Origin of the sequence: Streptomyces chartreusis, from assembly GCF_008704715.1 — a bacterium.
Classification (GTDB): domain Bacteria; phylum Actinomycetota; class Actinomycetes; order Streptomycetales; family Streptomycetaceae; genus Streptomyces; species Streptomyces chartreusis.
The window spans coordinates 9,515,260-9,531,845 of the sequence record NZ_CP023689.1 but is presented as its reverse complement, the minus strand read 5'-3'; the positions used below and the strand labels follow the sequence as shown (position 1 = coordinate 9,531,845).

At 71.5% G+C, this 16,586-nt stretch carries 16 protein-coding genes; 7 read left to right on the top strand and 9 right to left on the bottom strand.

Annotation, left to right across the window (positions count from 1 at the left end):
* The first annotated feature begins 51 nt into the window (after positions 1-51).
* From CP983_RS42075 to CP983_RS42060, 4 genes are all read left to right on the top strand, one after another.
* Complete coding sequence (locus tag CP983_RS42075) at positions 52-795, top strand: class I SAM-dependent methyltransferase (protein WP_150505766.1); 744 nt, start codon at positions 52-54, stop codon at positions 793-795.
* A 64-nt stretch (positions 796-859) separates the two neighbouring features.
* Positions 860-1,582, top strand: coding sequence for a hypothetical protein (locus tag CP983_RS42070; protein WP_150505764.1), 723 nt, complete (start codon positions 860-862; stop codon positions 1,580-1,582).
* Between the two features lie 233 nt (positions 1,583-1,815).
* On the top strand, positions 1,816-3,018 hold the full coding sequence (locus CP983_RS42065; RefSeq protein WP_150505762.1) for a cytochrome P450: 1,203 nt from the start codon (positions 1,816-1,818) through the stop codon (positions 3,016-3,018).
* Entirely contained in the window at positions 3,015-3,236 is a 222-nt protein-coding gene (locus CP983_RS42060; protein ID WP_150505760.1) for a ferredoxin, read from the top strand. The genes CP983_RS42065 and CP983_RS42060 overlap by 4 nt, the downstream gene beginning before the upstream one ends.
* A 10-nt stretch (positions 3,237-3,246) precedes the next feature.
* On the opposite strand, the gene CP983_RS42055 is transcribed toward CP983_RS42060, so the two are convergent.
* The 9 genes from CP983_RS42055 to CP983_RS42015 all read right to left on the bottom strand — a co-directional run bounded on the left by CP983_RS42055 (position 3,247) and on the right by CP983_RS42015 (position 11,912).
* Complete coding sequence (locus CP983_RS42055) at positions 3,247-4,008, bottom strand: endo alpha-1,4 polygalactosaminidase (protein ID WP_150507212.1); 762 nt, start codon at positions 4,006-4,008, stop codon at positions 3,247-3,249.
* Positions 4,009-4,034: 26 nt separating this feature from the next.
* Positions 4,035-4,697, bottom strand: coding sequence for a spherulation-specific family 4 protein (locus CP983_RS42050; RefSeq protein ID WP_150505758.1), 663 nt, complete (start codon positions 4,695-4,697; stop codon positions 4,035-4,037).
* Positions 4,694-5,596 carry an NAD-dependent epimerase/dehydratase family protein gene (locus tag CP983_RS42045; RefSeq protein ID WP_150505756.1) on the bottom strand — a complete coding sequence of 301 codons (903 nt, stop codon included), beginning with the start codon at positions 5,594-5,596 and terminating at the stop codon, positions 4,694-4,696. Before CP983_RS42045 ends, CP983_RS42050 begins: the two co-directional genes overlap by 4 nt.
* An 8-nt stretch (positions 5,597-5,604) precedes the next feature.
* Positions 5,605-6,318, bottom strand: coding sequence for a nucleotidyltransferase family protein (locus CP983_RS42040; RefSeq protein WP_150505754.1), 714 nt, complete (start codon positions 6,316-6,318; stop codon positions 5,605-5,607).
* A 31-nt stretch (positions 6,319-6,349) separates the two neighbouring features.
* On the bottom strand, positions 6,350-7,351 hold the full coding sequence (locus CP983_RS42035) for a GDP-mannose 4,6-dehydratase (protein WP_150505752.1): 1,002 nt from the start codon (positions 7,349-7,351) through the stop codon (positions 6,350-6,352).
* Positions 7,352-7,533: 182 nt separating this feature from the next.
* On the bottom strand, positions 7,534-8,934 hold the full coding sequence (locus CP983_RS42030) for a hypothetical protein (RefSeq protein WP_150505750.1): 1,401 nt from the start codon (positions 8,932-8,934) through the stop codon (positions 7,534-7,536).
* Positions 8,931-10,442, bottom strand: a complete 1,512-nt coding sequence (gene pelF / locus CP983_RS42025) for a GT4 family glycosyltransferase PelF (RefSeq protein WP_150505748.1) — start codon at positions 10,440-10,442, stop codon at positions 8,931-8,933. The genes CP983_RS42030 and pelF overlap by 4 nt, the downstream gene beginning before the upstream one ends.
* Positions 10,443-10,531: 89 nt before the next feature.
* Positions 10,532-10,813 (bottom strand): hypothetical protein, encoded by a 282-nt coding sequence (locus CP983_RS42020; protein WP_150505746.1) that lies wholly within the window; start codon positions 10,811-10,813, stop codon positions 10,532-10,534.
* 364 nt (positions 10,814-11,177) lie between these two features.
* Entirely contained in the window at positions 11,178-11,912 is a 735-nt protein-coding gene (locus CP983_RS42015; RefSeq protein WP_150505744.1) for a TioE family transcriptional regulator, read from the bottom strand.
* A 58-nt stretch (positions 11,913-11,970) separates the two neighbouring features.
* Between CP983_RS42015 and CP983_RS42010 the strand changes: the two genes are divergently transcribed.
* From CP983_RS42010 to CP983_RS42000, 3 genes are all read left to right on the top strand, one after another.
* A complete protein-coding gene (locus CP983_RS42010; RefSeq protein WP_150505742.1) occupies positions 11,971-13,173 on the top strand; it encodes an erythromycin esterase family protein in 1,203 nt (400 codons plus the stop codon).
* Between the two features lie 131 nt (positions 13,174-13,304).
* Positions 13,305-14,582: a phospholipase D-like domain-containing protein gene (locus tag CP983_RS42005; protein WP_229914913.1), complete on the top strand. Its 1,278-nt coding sequence runs from the start codon at positions 13,305-13,307 to the stop codon at positions 14,580-14,582.
* A 117-nt stretch (positions 14,583-14,699) separates the two neighbouring features.
* Positions 14,700-16,583, top strand: a complete 1,884-nt coding sequence (locus tag CP983_RS42000) for a sialidase family protein (protein WP_150505738.1) — start codon at positions 14,700-14,702, stop codon at positions 16,581-16,583.
* Positions 16,584-16,586: the final 3 nt, after the last annotated feature.

Genomic DNA, 16,586 nt, shown 5'->3' with positions numbered 1-16,586 from the left:
GCGGCTCCGGCGGCCCACCCCGATCGACGGCTTCGTCTCATACTCGGAGCCATGGCCATCTATGACACGCTCGGAACGACGTACGGCCGGACGCGGCAGCCGGACCCGCGGATCGCCGCGCAGATCCACGCGGCGCTCGGCGACGCCGCGGACGTGATCAATGTGGGGGCGGGTACCGGCTCCTACGAACCGCCGCAGACCGTTCTGGCGGTCGAGCCCAGCCACGTCATGCTCGGCCAGCGCCCACCCGGAGCCGCGCCGGCCGTGTGCGCGGTCGCCGAGCGACTGCCGTTGCGCGACAACGCCGCCGACACCGTGATGGCGTTGCTGACCGTCCATCACTGGAGTGACCTCGAAGCCGGTATCGCCGAGCTCCGTCGGGTCGCGCGCCGCCGTGTCGTCGTCCTGACCTGGGATCAGCAGGTCTTCCGTGAGCGGTTCTGGCTCGTGCGCGACTACCTTCCCCAGGCCGCCGCGTTCGACGACACCCGCGCAGTCCCGGCCGACCGGCTGGCGGCTCTGCTCGGCGGGGCCCGCCAGGTGCCCGTCGACGTCCCGCACGACTGCACGGACGGGTTCGGCGCGGCGTTCTGGCGCCGCCCGCACGCCTATCTCGACCCACAGGTGCGCGCGGGAATCTCGATGCTCGCCCAGACCGGGGAGGACGCCCTCGTTCCCGGCCTGGCCACCCTCACCGAGGACCTCGTCACCGGCCGCTGGCACGACCGGTACGCCGACCTGCTCGCCCTCGACTCCATCGACGTCGGCTATCGCCTCCTGGTCGCGGACGTCTGACACGGTCATCCCGGTGCGGTCGGCCGGCGCAGGCACGGTCCTCGGGTGTGATGAGGTGGGGATCATGACGACGAGTGACGCGATCGTGGTGCCCGAGCTGTACGTCGGCTACCCGGAGGTGGCCTTCGGGGGCTATATCGCCGGGGTGTTGGCGGAGCGGTCCGGGGCGCGGACGGTCCGGGTGGACTTCCGTGGGCCGGTGCCGGTCGAGGTGCCCGTGCGGATCGCCGAAACGGCTGACGAGGGTGTGGAGTTGGGCGAAGCCGAGCGGCCGCTCGCCGCCGCGCGGCCCGCCGAGTTGCCGCTCGAGGTGCCGGCCGCGCCGTCCTGGGACGAGGCGGACGCTGCGGCCAAGAGGTTCCGGGCGGCGCCGCCGTCGGGTGTGGTCGACTGCTTCGGCTGCGGTCTGCGCACCGCTGACCGCGGTCTGCGGGTGCACGGCACTCCGGTGCCGGATCTCGGCCTGGTGGCCTCCGCCTGGACGCCGTCCCACACCTTCGCCGACACGGACGGACTGCTCCCGACCCAGCTGGTCTGGGGTGCGCTGGACTGCCCGGGACACTGGGCGGGCCGCTTCCTCGGCACGCTGCGCGCGGGCGCGGTCACCGCTTCCCTGACGGGCACGGTCCTGCGTCCGGTCGTCGCGGGCGAGCCGCACATCTCGTACGCCTGGCTGGTGTCGGAGTCCGGCCGCAAGCACACGATGGGCGTGGCGCTGGCCACGGCGGAGGGCGAGCTGTGCGGCGTCTCCGAGGCGCTGTGGATCGACCCCAAGGCTGCTGTCTGAGGCCGCCGTTGCGTCCGGCCTCCCGGCTGACCGTCGCGGCCGGCCGGTCGAGCGGTCCATTGCCTTTCGACGTCACTCAATGCAACGCTCCATTGCATTCGAACTCAGCGTCATTGCATCAATTAACCTTCCCTGACGTGCACTTACGGCATTACTCGCATTGACGCAATCCTGAACGCAACGTAGCTTTCGGGGAACTTCAAACACGTCATATCGCGAGATGAGGAATGGTCATGAGCGAGTCCGTCCACACCGTCGCGACGCTGCCGACGGAGCGTCAGGCCGGCTGTCCCTTCGACCCGCCGGCGGAGCTGCTCGACGCCCGCAGGCACGGCCCCATCAGCCGCTGCACCCATCCCGGCGGCAAACCGGGCTGGCTGATCACCGGGTACGACCTGGTCAGGTCGGTCCTGGCCGACCCGCGGTTCAGCTCGCGCAAGGAGCTCATGAACGTCGTCGACTTCGAGCTTCCCCCGGCCCCGCCCGGCGAGTTCCTCCTCATGGACGACCCGCAGCACCGGCGCTACCGCCAGCCGCTGGCGGGCAAGTTCACGGTGCGGCGGATGCGGCTGCTGACCGAGCGCATCGAGCAGATCACCGCCGACTGCCTGGACGCCATGGAGAAGACCGGGCCGCCGACGGACCTGGTGACGGCCTTCGCCAAGCCCATCCCCACCATCGTCATCTGCGAGCTGCTGGGGGTGCCGTACGAGGACCGGGGCTCCTTCCAGGAGCAGATCGACACGTTCATGGGCGGGGCCACCAGTGACGAGGAGCTGATCGCGGCCTACACCGCGACGCAGGAGTACCTCGCTCGACTGGTGGCCGCCAAGCGCGCGAACCCCACCGACGACGTGCTCAGCGAGCTCACCGACAGCGATCTGACGGACGAGGAGCTGAAGGGGATCAGCCTGATCCTGCTGGCCGCCGGATTCGACACCACCGCGAACATGCTGTCCCTCGGGACCTTCGCCCTGCTTCAGAACCCGGGACAACTGGCCGCGCTGCGCGCCGACCCCGCGATCACCGACGGGGCCGTGGAGGAGTTGCTGCGTTATCTGAGCGTCGCCAAGACGTTCATGAGGACGGCCCTGGAGGACGTCGAGGTCGGCGGCCAGACGATCGAGGCCGGCACGACGGTCGTGCTGTCGTACAACACCGCCAACCGCGACCCCGAGCGCTTCGCCGATCCCCATGTGCTCGATCTGAGCAGGCAGGACACCGGCGGGCACCTGGCCTTCAGCCACGGCATCCACCAGTGCCTCGGACAGCAGCTGGCCCGCGTCGAAATGCGGGTCGCGTTCCGCGCGCTCCTCGACCGGTTCCCCACCCTGCGCCTTGCCGTGCCGGCCGAGGAGGTCGGTCTGCGCCCGGAGACCGCGGACATCTACGGGGTGAAGAGCCTCCCGGTCACGTGGGACCGGGAGGGAGCATGAGCGCGGCGCAGGTGAGCGTCGACCGTGGGCGGTGCATCGGCGCCGGGATGTGCGCCCTGACCGCCCCCGAGGTCTTCGACCAGGACGAGGACGACGGCCGGGTGCTCCTGCTGCAAACCGAGCCGACGGCCGCTCACCGCGCGGCCGCACGCATGGCCGCCGGGGTCTGCCCGTCCGGGGCGATCACCCTCGCCGAGCCGGAATCCGACGGCTCCTGACACCCGGGCGTCAGCACGGCTTCCGCCAGGCGTCCAGCTCCAGCCTCTTCAGCATCGACGACAGGCGCAGCCGGCTGGAGGTCCGGCAGAAGCGGGACGTGGGCACGGCGTACTCCACGTGGAAGACCGCCTTGCCCCCGGCGGTGAACGGTTCGAGCAGCTCGCACTCGTCGTACTGGGCGCACTCCTCGTTCACCGCGAAGTCGAAGTCGCCTACCAGGTGGTGGATTTGGGCCAGGTCGTTCTTGAGGCCCACGGCGAGTCCGCGTTCGTGTGCGATCCCGGCGATCATGCGGTTGTAGCGGAGCTGGTCGTGGGCGGTGAGATGGAAGCCGGTGTCGTCGGCGTAGCCCTCGACCAGGTCCGGTTCCACGGCGTCGAAGCCTTTGTCCCGGCACATGTCGAAGCGTCGTTCCATGAGTGGGCGAAGGATCGTCAAACGACGGATGTCCAGCCAGCGTTCGCCGCGCCAGCCGTTGGGCCGGCCGAGCACGGAGCGGGGGAAGTCGTCCCGGTCGGGGCGGAAGTCCTCCCAGGCGCCGACGTTGATGTAGCAGATCACTCTGCGGCCGTCCCGGTGCAGGCGCGCGACGTCGCCGGCGCTGTTCTCGAATCCGTCGATGTCGTAGACGGGCACCTCGACGGACGGGTCGAGCCTGCCGCTCAGTTGCCACTGCCACGCCGTTCCGGGGCGTGGCTGCCAACGCGCGCCGTTGGCAGCGACCTTGCCGGGGGCGGGCCCCTCGGAGCATGCGGTCAGGGCGAGCAGCATGGCCACGACGGCCAAGGCCGCCCGCCTCACCGGTCCGCCCCCGCCAGCGCGGGCGTCAGCCGCGCCCAGGGATTGGGCAGGTCTCCCGTCACCGGCCCGCACACACCCGCGCCCCGCTCCCCCGCCGTCCGCACGGCGAGCGGCACGAGGGGTTCCGGGACACCGTGGACCAGGTGGCACAGCCGCTCGGCGGGCAACCGCTCGGTCCAGGCGGGGCGGCTGAAGTCCGACACATAACTCGACCACGGCCCTTCGAAGGTGACCGTCAGATCGGCCAGCCGGGCGTACCCGGGCGCGGGGTGGACGCCCGGGTTGAGGACCACTGTCGAGGCGCCGAGTCCGCGGGCGGAGCGGACCAGGCGACGGCAGCCCGGGAGTCCCCGCGAGTCCGCCGGCGCCTGGTCCAGGAAGCATCCGTCGACGGCGTACCACTCCTGGTGCCGGCGCAGTTCCTCCGTGATCCGTGCGGGGTCGCGGACGCCGTAGTCCATGTCGAGGTAGCCCAGCACCCGGGCTCCCGCCGCGCGCAGTGCCCCGGCGGCCGTGGCGAACGCCGGGTCCCGGGCCTCGCCCGGCCCGTTCGCCGGGTTGAGTACGACGGCGTAGGTGCGGGTGGCGCAGGTGATGAGCCGGTGCCAGGCGCCCGGGTCCTCGGCCGGATGCACGTACAGCGGGATCAGCAGGCTCACCGCGCGGGTACCCCCTCGGCGGCCCGGAGCGCTGCCACCGACGCGTCGAGGGTGTGCGTCGGCGTCCAGCCGAGGGCGTCGCGGGCTGCGGTGATGTCCGAGCACTGCCACGACACCTGCGCGGACCGGGCGGATCCGCCGGACCCCGCCTCGATGATCCGGCCCCGGAAGCCGGCCGCCTCCGCCAGCAGGCGCACGAGATCGCGGACGGGGCGGGCGTCGCCGCCGCCGATGTTCAGCACGGGCGGCAGCGGCCCTGCGGCCGTGACCGCCAGTCGGGCCGCCCGTGCCACGTCGCGGGCGTCCACGAAGTCGCGGTGGGCGGACAGGTCGCCGAGCCGCAGTTCCGCGTCCGGGTCGGGTCCGGCGTCGGCGAGCAGACGGGCGACCCGGCCGGGCAGCCCGGTGGGCGGGGCCCCCGCGCCCACCGGATTCCCCACCCTGAGCACCGTCGCGTCCAGCCCTGACGCGGTGACCGCCACCGTGCCGGCCAGTTTGGTCGCGCCGTACGGGCCGGCCGGCCGGGTCGCGGCCGACTCCGTGACCCGCATGCCGGGTTCGGTGGGCCCGTACTCGGCGGCCGAGCCCAGATGGACCAGGCGGGCTCCCGGCGCCGCCAGCCGCAGCGCCGCGCACAGCACGGCGGGGCCGCGGGCGTTCACCTCCGCGAGGGTGACGGCGTCGCCGCCGGTCGCGCCCGCGCAGTTGACGACGGCGTCGGGCGCGGCCTCGGCCAGCAGGGCCGCCAGGTCCCGCGGGCTGTCGGTGGCGAGGTCCACGGTGATGTCGGCGGCGGGCGAGCGGCCGGCGACGAGGACGCGCACGTCCGGCAGGGCGCGCAGGTGCTCGGCGACATGTGCGCCCAGGTAGCCGGTGTTGCCGAGTACGAGGATGTGCATGGTTCTCCTCAGGCCCCCTTGAGCAGGAGCGACTTGCGGCTGGTGAACTCCGCGTTGGCCCGGTCGTAGTCGTCGGGACGGCCGATGTCGAGCCAGTACCCGTCGAACTCGTAGGCTTGCGGGGGACGTTCGGCGGCGAGCAGGTCCATCACCAGCTCGTCGAAGCCGAGCGGGAGTCCGGGGGTGTAGTGGTCGAGGGTGGTCCGCGAGACGCCGTAGACGCCCATGGAGACCCGGTAGTCGATGCTGGGCTTCTCGGTGAAGGCGACGACCCGGCTGGCGTCGGTGGTCAGCACCCCGAAGTCGATGTGCACCTTGCGGGCGTACGTGGCGATGGTCAGGGGCGTGCCCGACGCCTCGTGCGTGCGCAGCACGTCGGCGTAGTCGAGGTCGGTGAGGACGTCGCCGTTCATGACGAGGAAGTGCTCGGGGAGCCGGTCGCGCAGGGTCAGCAGCGGACCCATGGTGCCCAGCGGGCTGTCCTCGGTGGCGTAGTCGACGCTCAGGCCCCACTGGGTCCCGTCGCCGACGTAGGCGCGGATGATCTCGCCCAGATGCCCGATGGCGATGGTGCAGCGGGTGAAGCCGGACGTGGACAGCTGACGCAGCACGATCTCCAGGATCGCGTGCTGGTCGCCGATGGGGACGAGCGGCTTGGGCAGCGCGGTCGTGTACGGCCGCAGCCTCACGCCCTTCCCGCCGGCCAGGATCACTGCGTGCATGGCATACCTCCTGCGGTACGTGCCGGTCGGGTCAGATGTTGTAGATGCCGGTCTTGTAGCGGGCCAGGTTGACGGGGTCGGTGAACCACCGCGCGGTGCGCGCGAGCCCTTCCTCCAGCGTGCTGCCGGGCCGCCAGCCGGTCGCCGTGGTCAGCCGGGTGGCGTCGGCGACGAGCCGCATCACCTCGGAGGCCGCGGGCCTCATGCGCGCGGAGTCCTCACGGACGTCGAGCGGCGCGTCCATGACCTTGCCGATCAGGGCGACCAGGTCACCGACGGAGATCTCGCCTCCGGTCCCGGCGTTGAAGGTGCGGCCCACCACCCGGTCCGCGGGCGCGGTACCGACGGCGAGGAACGCCTTCGCGGTGTCCTCGACGAAGGTGAAGTCCCGGGTGGGGCGCAGGTCGCCGAGCGTGATGGTGCGCTGCCCGGCCGCCACCTGGCCGATCACGGTGGGGATCACCGCGCGCATCGACTGGCGCGGGCCGAAGGTGTTGAACGGGCGCAGCGTCACCACGGGTGTGCCGAAGCTGGCGTGGTAGCTGTCGGCCAGCCGGTCGCCGCCCGCCTTCGAAGCGGCGTACGGCGACTGCGTGTTGATGGGGTGGTCCTCGGTGATCGGTACGGTCTGCGCGGTGCCGTACGTCTCGCTGGTGGAGGTGTGCACCAGGCGCGGGATCTCCAGCGAGCGCACCGCTTCCAGGACGTTGAGCGTGCCGGTGACGTTGGTGTCCACGTAGCTGTGCGGGGCCTGGTAGGAGTACGGGATCGCGATGAGCGCGGCGAGGTGGTAGGCGCAGTCGGCGCCGTCGAGCAGGCCGCGCACCGAGCCCGGGTCGCGTACGTCGCCGAGGACGATCTCCACCTGGTCCAGGACGTCGGCGGGCAGGGTCTCCAGCCACCCGTAGGAGGAGAACGAGTTGTACTGGGCCATGGCCCTGACGCGGTGGCCGGAGGCGACGAGCGCCTCGGTGAGATGCGAGCCGATGAAGCCTTCGGCTCCGGTGACGGCGGCGAGTGGTGCGGAGGTCAACTCATGGTTCCTTTCATAGGCGTTGACAGGTCGGAGACCCTGCACCGAGCGGTGCCGGCCGGCGGTCCTGTCGGGATCGTGGGCGTGGTCGGGCGGACGAACAGGTGTGGCCCGTCCGGAGGTCACCCCTGTGGTCGGGCGTGCCAGTGGGGCTTGTGGCCCGTTCGGAGGTGTTCGCGGGGTCAGGCGTGCGGGGAGGGCCGGCCGAGGCGGTGTATCGCGCAGGCCATGAGGCAGACGGCGGTGACGGCGCAGGCGGCAGGCAGTACGGCCGGTTCTGGTGGCAGCTCCGGCAGGGTGACCGCGGCGGCCGCGCCGGCGGCGGCGAGGCAGAGCACGGCGGGTGGCCAGGCGACCCCGAACGCCTGGAGCAGCAGGGCGGTCCACAGGACGGCTGCGAGCAGCAGCGGTGCGGCTGGACCGGAGCCGGTGAGCAGGGCGGCCGGCAGCAACAGCAGCAGGTAGGCGGCCAGGCACAGGCCGAGGACCGCGGCCGAACGCAGCATGAACCCGGCCGGGGTCGCGCTGGCCCGCAGTGCCGCGACCGACCAGCCGCGGTAGCGGTACAGCAGCCACTCGGCGGGGCCCATGCTCAGGGTCAGGGCGATCACCATGTACGGCTGCCTGCGCCCCTCCAGCATGACGAGCACCGCGGCGGCCAGCCCGAACAAGCCGTACGGCAGGGACGCGAGCAGCCTCGGCCGCGCGGCGCCGGATGCCGCCGGGCCGGAGCGGCCCACCCTCAGGACGAGGCCGGCGGCCAGCAATGTCGCCAGGAGTGCCAACACGGGCAGCCCGGCCCGCAGTTCCGGCCCCGGCTCCCACCAGGGCAGTGCCACGGCACCGGCGATCAGTGGGCTGAGCGCGGCCAGCAGCAGCCGTTCCCGGGCCAGAACCAGCAGCACACTCGCGGCCGCCAGGTACAGGGACTGGGCGGCCGCCGCCCCGACGGCCAAGGCGCTGTCGGCGGGCAGCACGGCGAGCGACGTCGCGACCGCGGCGCCCAGCAGGGACCCGGACAGCAGGGTGCCGGACGCGTCGCGCCGTCCCGCCACCAGCCGCAGGTGCGCGCGGTGGCCGAGCGCCTGCCCCCACGCCCAGGAGGCGATGCCCGCCACGATCAGCACGGGAGCGTGCCGGATGAGCGGCCACAGCGGTGCGGTGAGCAGGTACGCCAGTGCGGGCAGCGCGAACAATGCGCCGCGCAGCAGGCAGCGCAGGGTGTCGGGCCGCCAGAGGTCGGTCGCCGGCGGCGGCTCGGGGAACGTCCGCGGCACCCTCTCGTACAGCGCGGTCGCCAGCGAGAAGAGGTTCGGATGCCCGTACCGTTCCTTGATCATCGAGGCGGACAGGCCCTCCGCCTCCAACAGTGCCGCCACCTCGTAGGGATGGACGGCGGGAGCTATGGAGTCGGCGAGCCCCGCGGCCAGCGTGCTGACCGCCTCCTCCTGGGGCCTCCGCCCAGGCGGCCGTTTCGCGGGCATGGCGTCGTCCGGGGCCCGTCGCGGGCGAGGTGCGGCCAGCCGCAGCGCAAGCGTGTCCGCCTCGACGCCACCGGGCTCGAGGGACAGGGGACCGCTCATCCGGTCAGGCTCCCCGTGCCGCTGACCGCCGGAGAGGGCAGCACGACTCTGGCGGCCGACTCGGGCTTCCCTACCGCCAGTTCGTGGTAAATGGCGCGGAACGTGTCGATGGTCTGGCGCAGGGTGAACTGTTCGATGACGCGCAGCCGTGCCGCCTCCCCCATGGCGCGGCGCCGCTCGGGATCGCCCAGCAGCTCCAGCGCAGCGGCGGCCATGGCGGCGGGGTCGCGCGGCGGCACCACGAGCCCGGTGTCGCCGACGGCCTCGCGCACGCCGCCCACGTCCGTGGACACGGTCGCCCGGCCGCACGACATGGCCTCGATGAGGGTGAACGGGAAGCCTTCGCTGATGCTCGACAGCATCACCACGTTCCCCGCCGCGTAGGCGTCCTTGATGTCGTCGACGCGCCCCTCGAAGGTCACGGCGTCCCCGTGCCCCAGCTCGGCGGCCAGGGCCTCACAGCGTTCCCGGTACGCCTCGCCGCCCCGAGGGGTGCCTCCGAACAACCTCAGCCGCACGTCGGGGAGTTGCCGGCGGACGAGGGCGAAGGCGCGGATCAGGGTCTCCAGGTCCTTAATCGGGTCGACCCGCCCGGCCCAGCTCAGCGTGAGCGACTCCGGCTCGGGCCCGGCAGGTGGGAACGCGGCGGGGTCGACGCCGTTGTAGACGGTGCGGATGGACTCCGGGTCGGCGCCGCCCTGTTCCTCCCACAGCCGGTTGTAGCGGTTGCCGGGGGTGATCAGGGCCGCCTGGCGGTAACTCTCCTCCGCCAGCAGCCGGAAGAAGCCGAGCACCACCGCCTTCACCGGCCAGCGGTACGGCGCGGTGCGATAGCCGAGGTAGCGCTCGCGCAGGTAGACGCCGTGCTCGGTGAGGAGCAGCGGAACCTCGTACCGCTCCCGTGCCGCGAGCCCCGGCAGGACTGCGACGCCGCCGCTGACGGCATGCGCGACGCCGTGCTGCGGTGGCGGCGCGGCCAGCGGACGCAGGGCGTGTTCGAGCAGGGCGGTGGCGGTGAGCGCATCGTGCAGCGTAGGCCGCGCCTCACGCACCGCCAGCCCGGGTCGCCTCCATACGGCGGTAAGGATCGCTATCGCCGTGTGGCCCCGCAGGAAAGAGCTGAGCTCGCCGTCCGCCGCGGCGCGTGCCAGGGCGTACAGGGCGGGTGCGAAGCCGTCCTCGGCGCCGGGGTCCACGAGCGCGGTCAGGAACCGCTCGTAGACATCCGCGAGTTGCCTGCGCGACCGGCCGCGCGGTGGACGGCCCTCGGGAGCGGCGCCCCACATGGGGACCGACAGGACGCTGCGGACATGGTCAGGAAGGTCCCACACGGTGGGTTCCCGTCCGGTGCCGGTGACGGCGACGACGTCGAACTCGATGTCCGACATGCCGGTGACGAGTTGGTCGCACCAGACGCTCACACCCCCGTGACTGTGCGGGTAGGTGCCTTCGGTGAGCAGGGTGACGCGCGCGGCGGCATTGCGTCGCGCGCCGTGATGAACGTGCATTGATGTGCTCCACGGCCGAGGTGTGGGGAGGAATGCAGGACCCGACGCGCAAGAAGGCGCGGTCAGGACCTCGCTGCCGGTACGTCCGGTCAGCTCCCCGCGGGAGAGACGGGCTCGGCGCCGCCCTCGGGCACACGGGCGTCCGGTGCCGGGTCGCCGGCCGGCGCGGAAGAGCCCGAGCCGGCGGCCGTGGAGGATGCCGCGGACTGCGGCAGGGTGAAGGTGAGCGCTGTGGCGGCCGGGGTCCACCCGGACACGGAGCGGTCGGATCGGGTCAGGTCTGTCCCGGCGTACGGCGTTCCGTCGGCGGCCGGTTCGGCGGCTATGAGCGCGTCCGTCGTCAGCGAAGTGGTGCGTAAGGTCCGCTTCATGCGGTGCTGTTCCCTCCCCGGGCAGGGGTGAGCACTGCTCCGTCGAGCGGACGCACCCCCACGCGTGACGCCGGCTTCCCCCTCAGAGACCGGTCGTCGACGCATTCGTCGCGTCAAATAGTGATGTATCCGTGGAACTTTCGTGCACTTGCAGCGGAACCTGACGCAAAAGCGCAGGTGCGTCGGGACGGCTGAATCCCGCTCGACCGTGTGCTCGACGATGGATCACGAACGCCCTCGGGCATCGCCTCGGACTCAGCCGCCCAGGCGGGAGCCGGAAGCACCGTTTCACCGGACTGCCGGGCTCCGCCGATGCGACTGCCAATGGTTTGGACCGGTCAAATCGTGGGCCATAGGGCCGATTTCAAGTCACGTACTCCCGCAGGTACTCCTCCAGCTCCGCGGCCCCGGTCAGCATCGCCCGTCCGCGGGCGGACAGCCGGTCGTGCCAGTCCGACAGCGCGGCCTCCAGCGGCTCCAGACCTCCTGCCGCCCGCACCTGGGCGATCAGCGGGGCGATGTGCTCCAACAGGTAGCCACCTCGCCGGAGTTGGTGAGCCAACCGGGCGTCCCGTACGTCCGCCTCGTCGTAGACCCGGTACCCCGTCTGCGGATCGCGCCGCGGGCGGACCAGTCCGGCGCGCTCCCATTTGCGCAGCGTCGCGGGCCGGATCCCCAGCGCCTCCGCCAGGGGACCGATGAAGGTGCCGCCCGGCGCAGACACCGCTGCCGGATCGGCCCCGGACTCGGGCTCCAGGTCGCGCAAGGCGCTCTCCACCGCCTGGAGGGTCCGCCGATCGTCGAGGAGCTGGACATGGCTCTCGTCGATGAGGTGGAGAGCCTGATCAACGCGCCCCTCATTCACGGCCCGCATGATCGACGCCGCCGTTTGATGGCCGTGCCCCGGCACCAGGGCGAGGAACGCGCGCAGAGCCCTCGCGTGGAGCGAGGTGTAGGTCCGGTAGCCGTGGGGCGTGCGCGCGGCGGACGGGAGGATGCCGGCCTCCTCGTAGTTCCTGACCGCCTGCGTGGACAGACCGTGTCCGCGCGCCAGATCGACCGGCCGGAGCCGACCACCGGTTTGAAGGTTTTGCCCCATGAGACCGACGATATCGCGGCAAAGTTTCAATCGAAGGTTCAACGATACCGTTGAAGGCATGGCGACTGACATCAAGGACACCGCCCATTCCGTCGACGCCGCCTCCGTCATGAGGCTGGTCCCGACCCGACCCCGGCTGCTCGCCCTGGGCGAGCCCACTCACGGCGAGGACGCTCTGCTCGAACTGCGCAACGACCTCTTCCGGCAGTTGGTCGAGCAGGAGGGCTACCGGACGATCGCGATCGAGAGCGACTGCCTGATGGGGCTGGTCGTGGACGACTACGTCACCTCGGGCACCGGCAGCCTCGACGACGCCATGGCGCACGGCATCAGCCACGACTGGGGCGCCTTCGCGGGCAACCGCGAGCTCGTGCGCTGGATGCGTGACTACAACGACGGCCGCCCCGCGTCCGAGCGGCTCCGCTTCGCCGGCTTCGACGGCCCGCTGGAGATCACGGCGGCGGCGAGCCCACGGCAGGCCCTCACCGCGCTCCACGGCTACCTCTCCGCCCGGGTGGACACGAGCCTGCTGCCCTGCACCGCGGACGCGCTCGACCGCCTGCTCGGCGCCGACGACCGTTGGACCGAGCCCGCCGCGATGATGGACCCCTCCCGGTCCACCGGCCGATCGGCGGAGGCCGGTGAGCTGCGCGTGCTCGCCGACGATCTGGCGGCACTGCTCGACGAGCAGATGCCGCACCTGCTCGCGGAGTCCACGGCCGAGGAATGGGATCGGGCCCGCCTGTACGCCCGCACCGCGAACGGTCTGCTGCGCTACCACCACTGGATGGCGGACTCCTCGCCGGCCCGCCTGACCCGGCTGGTGAGCGTGCGGGACCAGATGATGGCCCGGAACCTCCTCGCCCTCGCCGACCGTGGACCCGTGTTCGTCCACGCCCACAACGGCCACCTCCAGCGGGAGAAGAGCTCGATGCGGATGGGCGGAGACCGGCTGGAGTGGTGGAGCGCCGGCGCGCTGGTGAACGCCCGACTCGGCGCGGACTACGCCTTCGTGGCCACGGCCCTCGGCACGATCCGACACCGCGGCGTCGACACTCCCCCGCCGGACACCTTTGAAGGGATGCTCTACGCCCTCCCGCAGCAGAGCTCGGTCATCGACCCCGCCCGGTTGGCCCCCACCCTCGGCGACTCATCGCCCGCGCCTCGCGTATCCCCCTGGTTCGGGTACGCCGCCCTCGACCCGGCCCACCTGAACGCCATCGACGGGATCGTGTTCGTGAAGGACGTCACCAGGAGCTAGCGCGCACCGTGCGGAAGCTCTCTCTGCGGGAGCGAGCCCCGGCCGGATCAGGTACGTGGCCCTGTCCGCCGTCCGGGTGAATCTGACGCACGATCAGACAGTCGCGGTTTGCGGCAAGGAAAGCACGATCAGTGATCTTCCTGCCCACGCGCGCCACGTCCCTCGCCGTCGCCACCGTGCTGTCCCTGCTCACCGCGCTTCTCATCGGCGGCGCCACACCGGCCGCCGCCCTGACCAAGCCGGTCGTGAACGGGCCCGTGTTCAATGACCCGCTGGGCACGGCGGCGCAGCAGAAGGCGATCTTCACTCAGCTGGTCCGACTGATCGGGGCGACGCCGGCCGGGGCGCAGATCCGCGGTGCGATGCACGAGTTCGTGGATCGGGAGGTCGCGAACGCGCTGATCGCCGCGCACCGGCGCGGCGTCGACGTCAGACTCGTCGTCGACGACTCGACGTATGTCGGTCCCGACGGCGCCGAGTTCGCGAACGCGGCCTTCCGGTCCCTCAGGTCCGCGCTCGGGACCAATACGGACGCCCGGTCCTGGATCGTCGTCTGCGACGACCGGTTCGAGGACGCCGACGGGGTGGACGACGTCCGGCGCGGCTGCCTGGCCGTGGCGCCGCCCCAACCGGCGTACAACCACAACAAGTTCTTCCTGTTCTCGCGGATCGGGCCCTTCGACGACGGCACCAGTCATTCGAGGGTCGTGTTCCAGACTTCGTCGAACCTCTCCGACTGGTACAAGGTCGAGTCCTTCAACGACGCCGTCACCTTCACGGACACCACGGTCTACAACGGCTACGCCTCCTACCACGACCGGCTCCGCCGCGGGCGCACGCTCGCACGCGGCGACAACAACGCCTACGCCTCCACACCGACCGGCTCGACCTACCGCGGCTACTTCTTCCCGCGCGGTGACGCGTCGTACAACAACCCGGCCTCGGACACCGTCGTCAACGTGCTCGACGAGGTGACCTGTGCCTACACCGGTGCGGACGGGCTGCGGCACCGGACCGCCATCCGGATCGTGACGCACAGCTTCTTCGGCTCCCGCCGCCAGGTCGCCGACAAGCTGGCCCAGCTGCGCGGCCGGGGTTGCTGGATCGACATCGTCTACGGCGACAGCGACTCCGCGATCACCAGCCGGCTGAACGCCGCGGGCATCCAGCACCGCAGATGCCGTATCCCCAACGGCCCCGGCATCGACGTACGCCCGCACAACAAGCAGATGCTGATCGACGGTGACTTCAACGGCGCCACCACCCCGCGCGTGTACACGGGGAGCGCCAACCTCACCGGGTCGTCGCTGCGCTCGGCCGACGAGGCGATCGTGCGGATCACCAGTGCGTCGTACCACGCCCGGTATCTGAGCACCTTCTACAAGATCCGCTCCGCCTGTGGCGGATGACGTGCCGACAGTTCCGTCACTCGCATGCTGCGGCGTGTCAACCACATCAAACACTCCCAAATATTAATAAATGGGACGTGGGATGTTCAGACGAGAGGCACAACGAAGGGCCGCTTCATGCCGTCGAGGCTTCGCGCACACCTGAAGGCCGACCTCGCCGCAGGCGTGGTCCTGGCGACCGCGGCGGCCCTCGTGGGCCCCGCCCACGCCCAACCCGCCAAGGCCGTACCGCTCTTCGAGCAGCGGGTGATCTTCAGGGCGTCACAGGATCCCGGCGGCTACTCGTGCTTCCGGATCCCGGCCGTCGTACAGACGAACCAGGGCACGCTCCTGGCCTTCGCCGAGGGACGTCACGCCACGTGCGGTGACGCCGGCGACATCGACATCGTGATGAAACGCTCGACCGACGGCGGCCGCACCTGGGGACCGCTCCAGGTCGTCACCGACGGTGCCGGCAACACCCGCGGCAACCCGGCCCCGGTCGTGGACCGGGAGACCGGCCGCATCCTGCTGCCGCAGACGCACAACACCGCGAGTCCGGACGGCTCCAGCTGTGCCGTCCCGTGCAACCGCACCCCGCACCTCCAGTACAGCGACGACGACGGCCGCACCTGGACCCGGCCGCGCAACCTGAGCTCGCAGATCCTGCCCGCGAGCTGGAACTCCTGGTACGCCAGCGGCCCCGTGCACGGGATCCAGCTCACCCGCGGCAGTCACGCCGGCCGGCTGGTCTTCGGTGTCAACGCCGAGACCTGGAACGGCAGTCGGGTCTCCGCCAACCACGCGGCCCTCATCGTCAGCGACGACGGTGGCACCACCTGGCGCCGCGGTGCCACCGACACCTGGCCCATCGCCACGGACGGCACCTTCCACCAGAAGCCGTCCGAACTCACCATCAGCGAGCGCACCGACGGTGCCATCCTGGTCAGCGGTCGCGAGCAGGACGGCACCGATCTGGGGCACCGCACCCAGACCTTCAGCACCGACGGCGGGGACAGCTTCACCTCCCGGTTCCGTCCCCTCCCGAGCCTGTACACCCCCCAGGTCCAGGGCTCGACGCTGCAACTCGCCGGTGGCCGCATGCTGTTGTCCTGCCCCGGCGACCCGGACCGCCGCAGGACCATGATGATCCGCTCCTCCTACGACGGCGGCAGCACCTGGGAGAGCGTGGACCGCGGCACCGTGGTCACCCAGGACTGGTCGGGCTACTCCGACATGGTGCACATCGGCGGCGACGTGGTGGGGCTGATGTACGAGGGCGGCACCGTCGACGCCCGCGACGAGATCCGCTTCGCCCGCTTCAACGAGGAGTGGCTCAAGCCGCGTCGAGGCGCCGACCCGACCACCGCCGACCGTGCCCCGTCGGCCCAGCGAGCGAGCGTACTGGGCGGCGCGGCGCCGGTGACCGGACGGTTCGGCGGCGCCTTGTCCTTCGACGGCACCGACGACGCCGTACGTCTGCCGTTCCGGAACCAGCTGGAGCTGGGCACCCAGAGCTTCACCGCCTCCCTGTGGTTCCGCTACACGAGCCGGACCGGCGAGCAGCCGCTGCTGTGGATGGGCGGCATCGGCGGCAATCAGCCGCAGTTCTGGCTGCGTGGCGAACCCGAGAACAACCGGGTGCGCGGACTGATGACGGTGCGCAGCGGCGCGACGGCCGTGCGGTCCGCGTCCGTCAGCACCACCGCCGCGCACAACGACGGCCAGTGGCACCACCTCGCCCTGCGTCGCGGAGGCGGGCTGCTCACCATGTTCATCGACGGCAGGGCGATCAGCACGGCCGACGTGGCCGGATCCGTCAGCCGCAACTCGCCGTTCGGGGTGCACATCGGCCAGCGGATGGACAGCAGGGCGTTCTTCACCGGCCGCATCGACGAGGTCCGCGTCTGGAACCGGGCCCTCACCAACGCCGAACTGACCCGGGTGCGTCAGACGAACGTCGGCCCGAGCACCAACACCACCCTGTGGCTGCCGCTGGACCAGGTCACCGCGGGCGGCTGACGC

Excerpts from the sequence above, each read along its gene's own strand:
- CP983_RS42020 (WP_150505746.1), bottom strand. The coding sequence starts at position 10,813 with ATGAAGCGGACCTTACGCACCACTTCGCTGACGACGGACGCGCTCATA.
- CP983_RS42060 (WP_150505760.1), top strand. The coding sequence starts at position 3,015 with ATGAGCGCGGCGCAGGTGAGCGTCGACCGTGGGCGGTGCATCGGCGCC.
- pelF (WP_150505748.1), bottom strand. The coding sequence starts at position 10,442 with ATGCACGTTCATCACGGCGCGCGACGCAATGCCGCCGCGCGCGTCACC.
- CP983_RS42065 (WP_150505762.1), top strand. The coding sequence starts at position 1,816 with ATGAGCGAGTCCGTCCACACCGTCGCGACGCTGCCGACGGAGCGTCAG.
- CP983_RS42045 (WP_150505756.1), bottom strand. The coding sequence starts at position 5,596 with ATGCACATCCTCGTACTCGGCAACACCGGCTACCTGGGCGCACATGTC.
- CP983_RS42040 (WP_150505754.1), bottom strand. The coding sequence starts at position 6,318 with ATGCACGCAGTGATCCTGGCCGGCGGGAAGGGCGTGAGGCTGCGGCCG.
- CP983_RS42000 (WP_150505738.1), top strand. The coding sequence starts at position 14,700 with ATGCCGTCGAGGCTTCGCGCACACCTGAAGGCCGACCTCGCCGCAGGC.
- CP983_RS42010 (WP_150505742.1), top strand. The coding sequence starts at position 11,971 with ATGGCGACTGACATCAAGGACACCGCCCATTCCGTCGACGCCGCCTCC.
- CP983_RS42070 (WP_150505764.1), top strand. The coding sequence starts at position 860 with ATGACGACGAGTGACGCGATCGTGGTGCCCGAGCTGTACGTCGGCTAC.
- CP983_RS42075 (WP_150505766.1), top strand. The coding sequence starts at position 52 with ATGGCCATCTATGACACGCTCGGAACGACGTACGGCCGGACGCGGCAG.
- CP983_RS42015 (WP_150505744.1), bottom strand. The coding sequence starts at position 11,912 with ATGGGGCAAAACCTTCAAACCGGTGGTCGGCTCCGGCCGGTCGATCTG.
- CP983_RS42055 (WP_150507212.1), bottom strand. The coding sequence starts at position 4,008 with ATGCTGCTCGCCCTGACCGCATGCTCCGAGGGGCCCGCCCCCGGCAAG.
- CP983_RS42030 (WP_150505750.1), bottom strand. The coding sequence starts at position 8,934 with ATGAGCGGTCCCCTGTCCCTCGAGCCCGGTGGCGTCGAGGCGGACACG.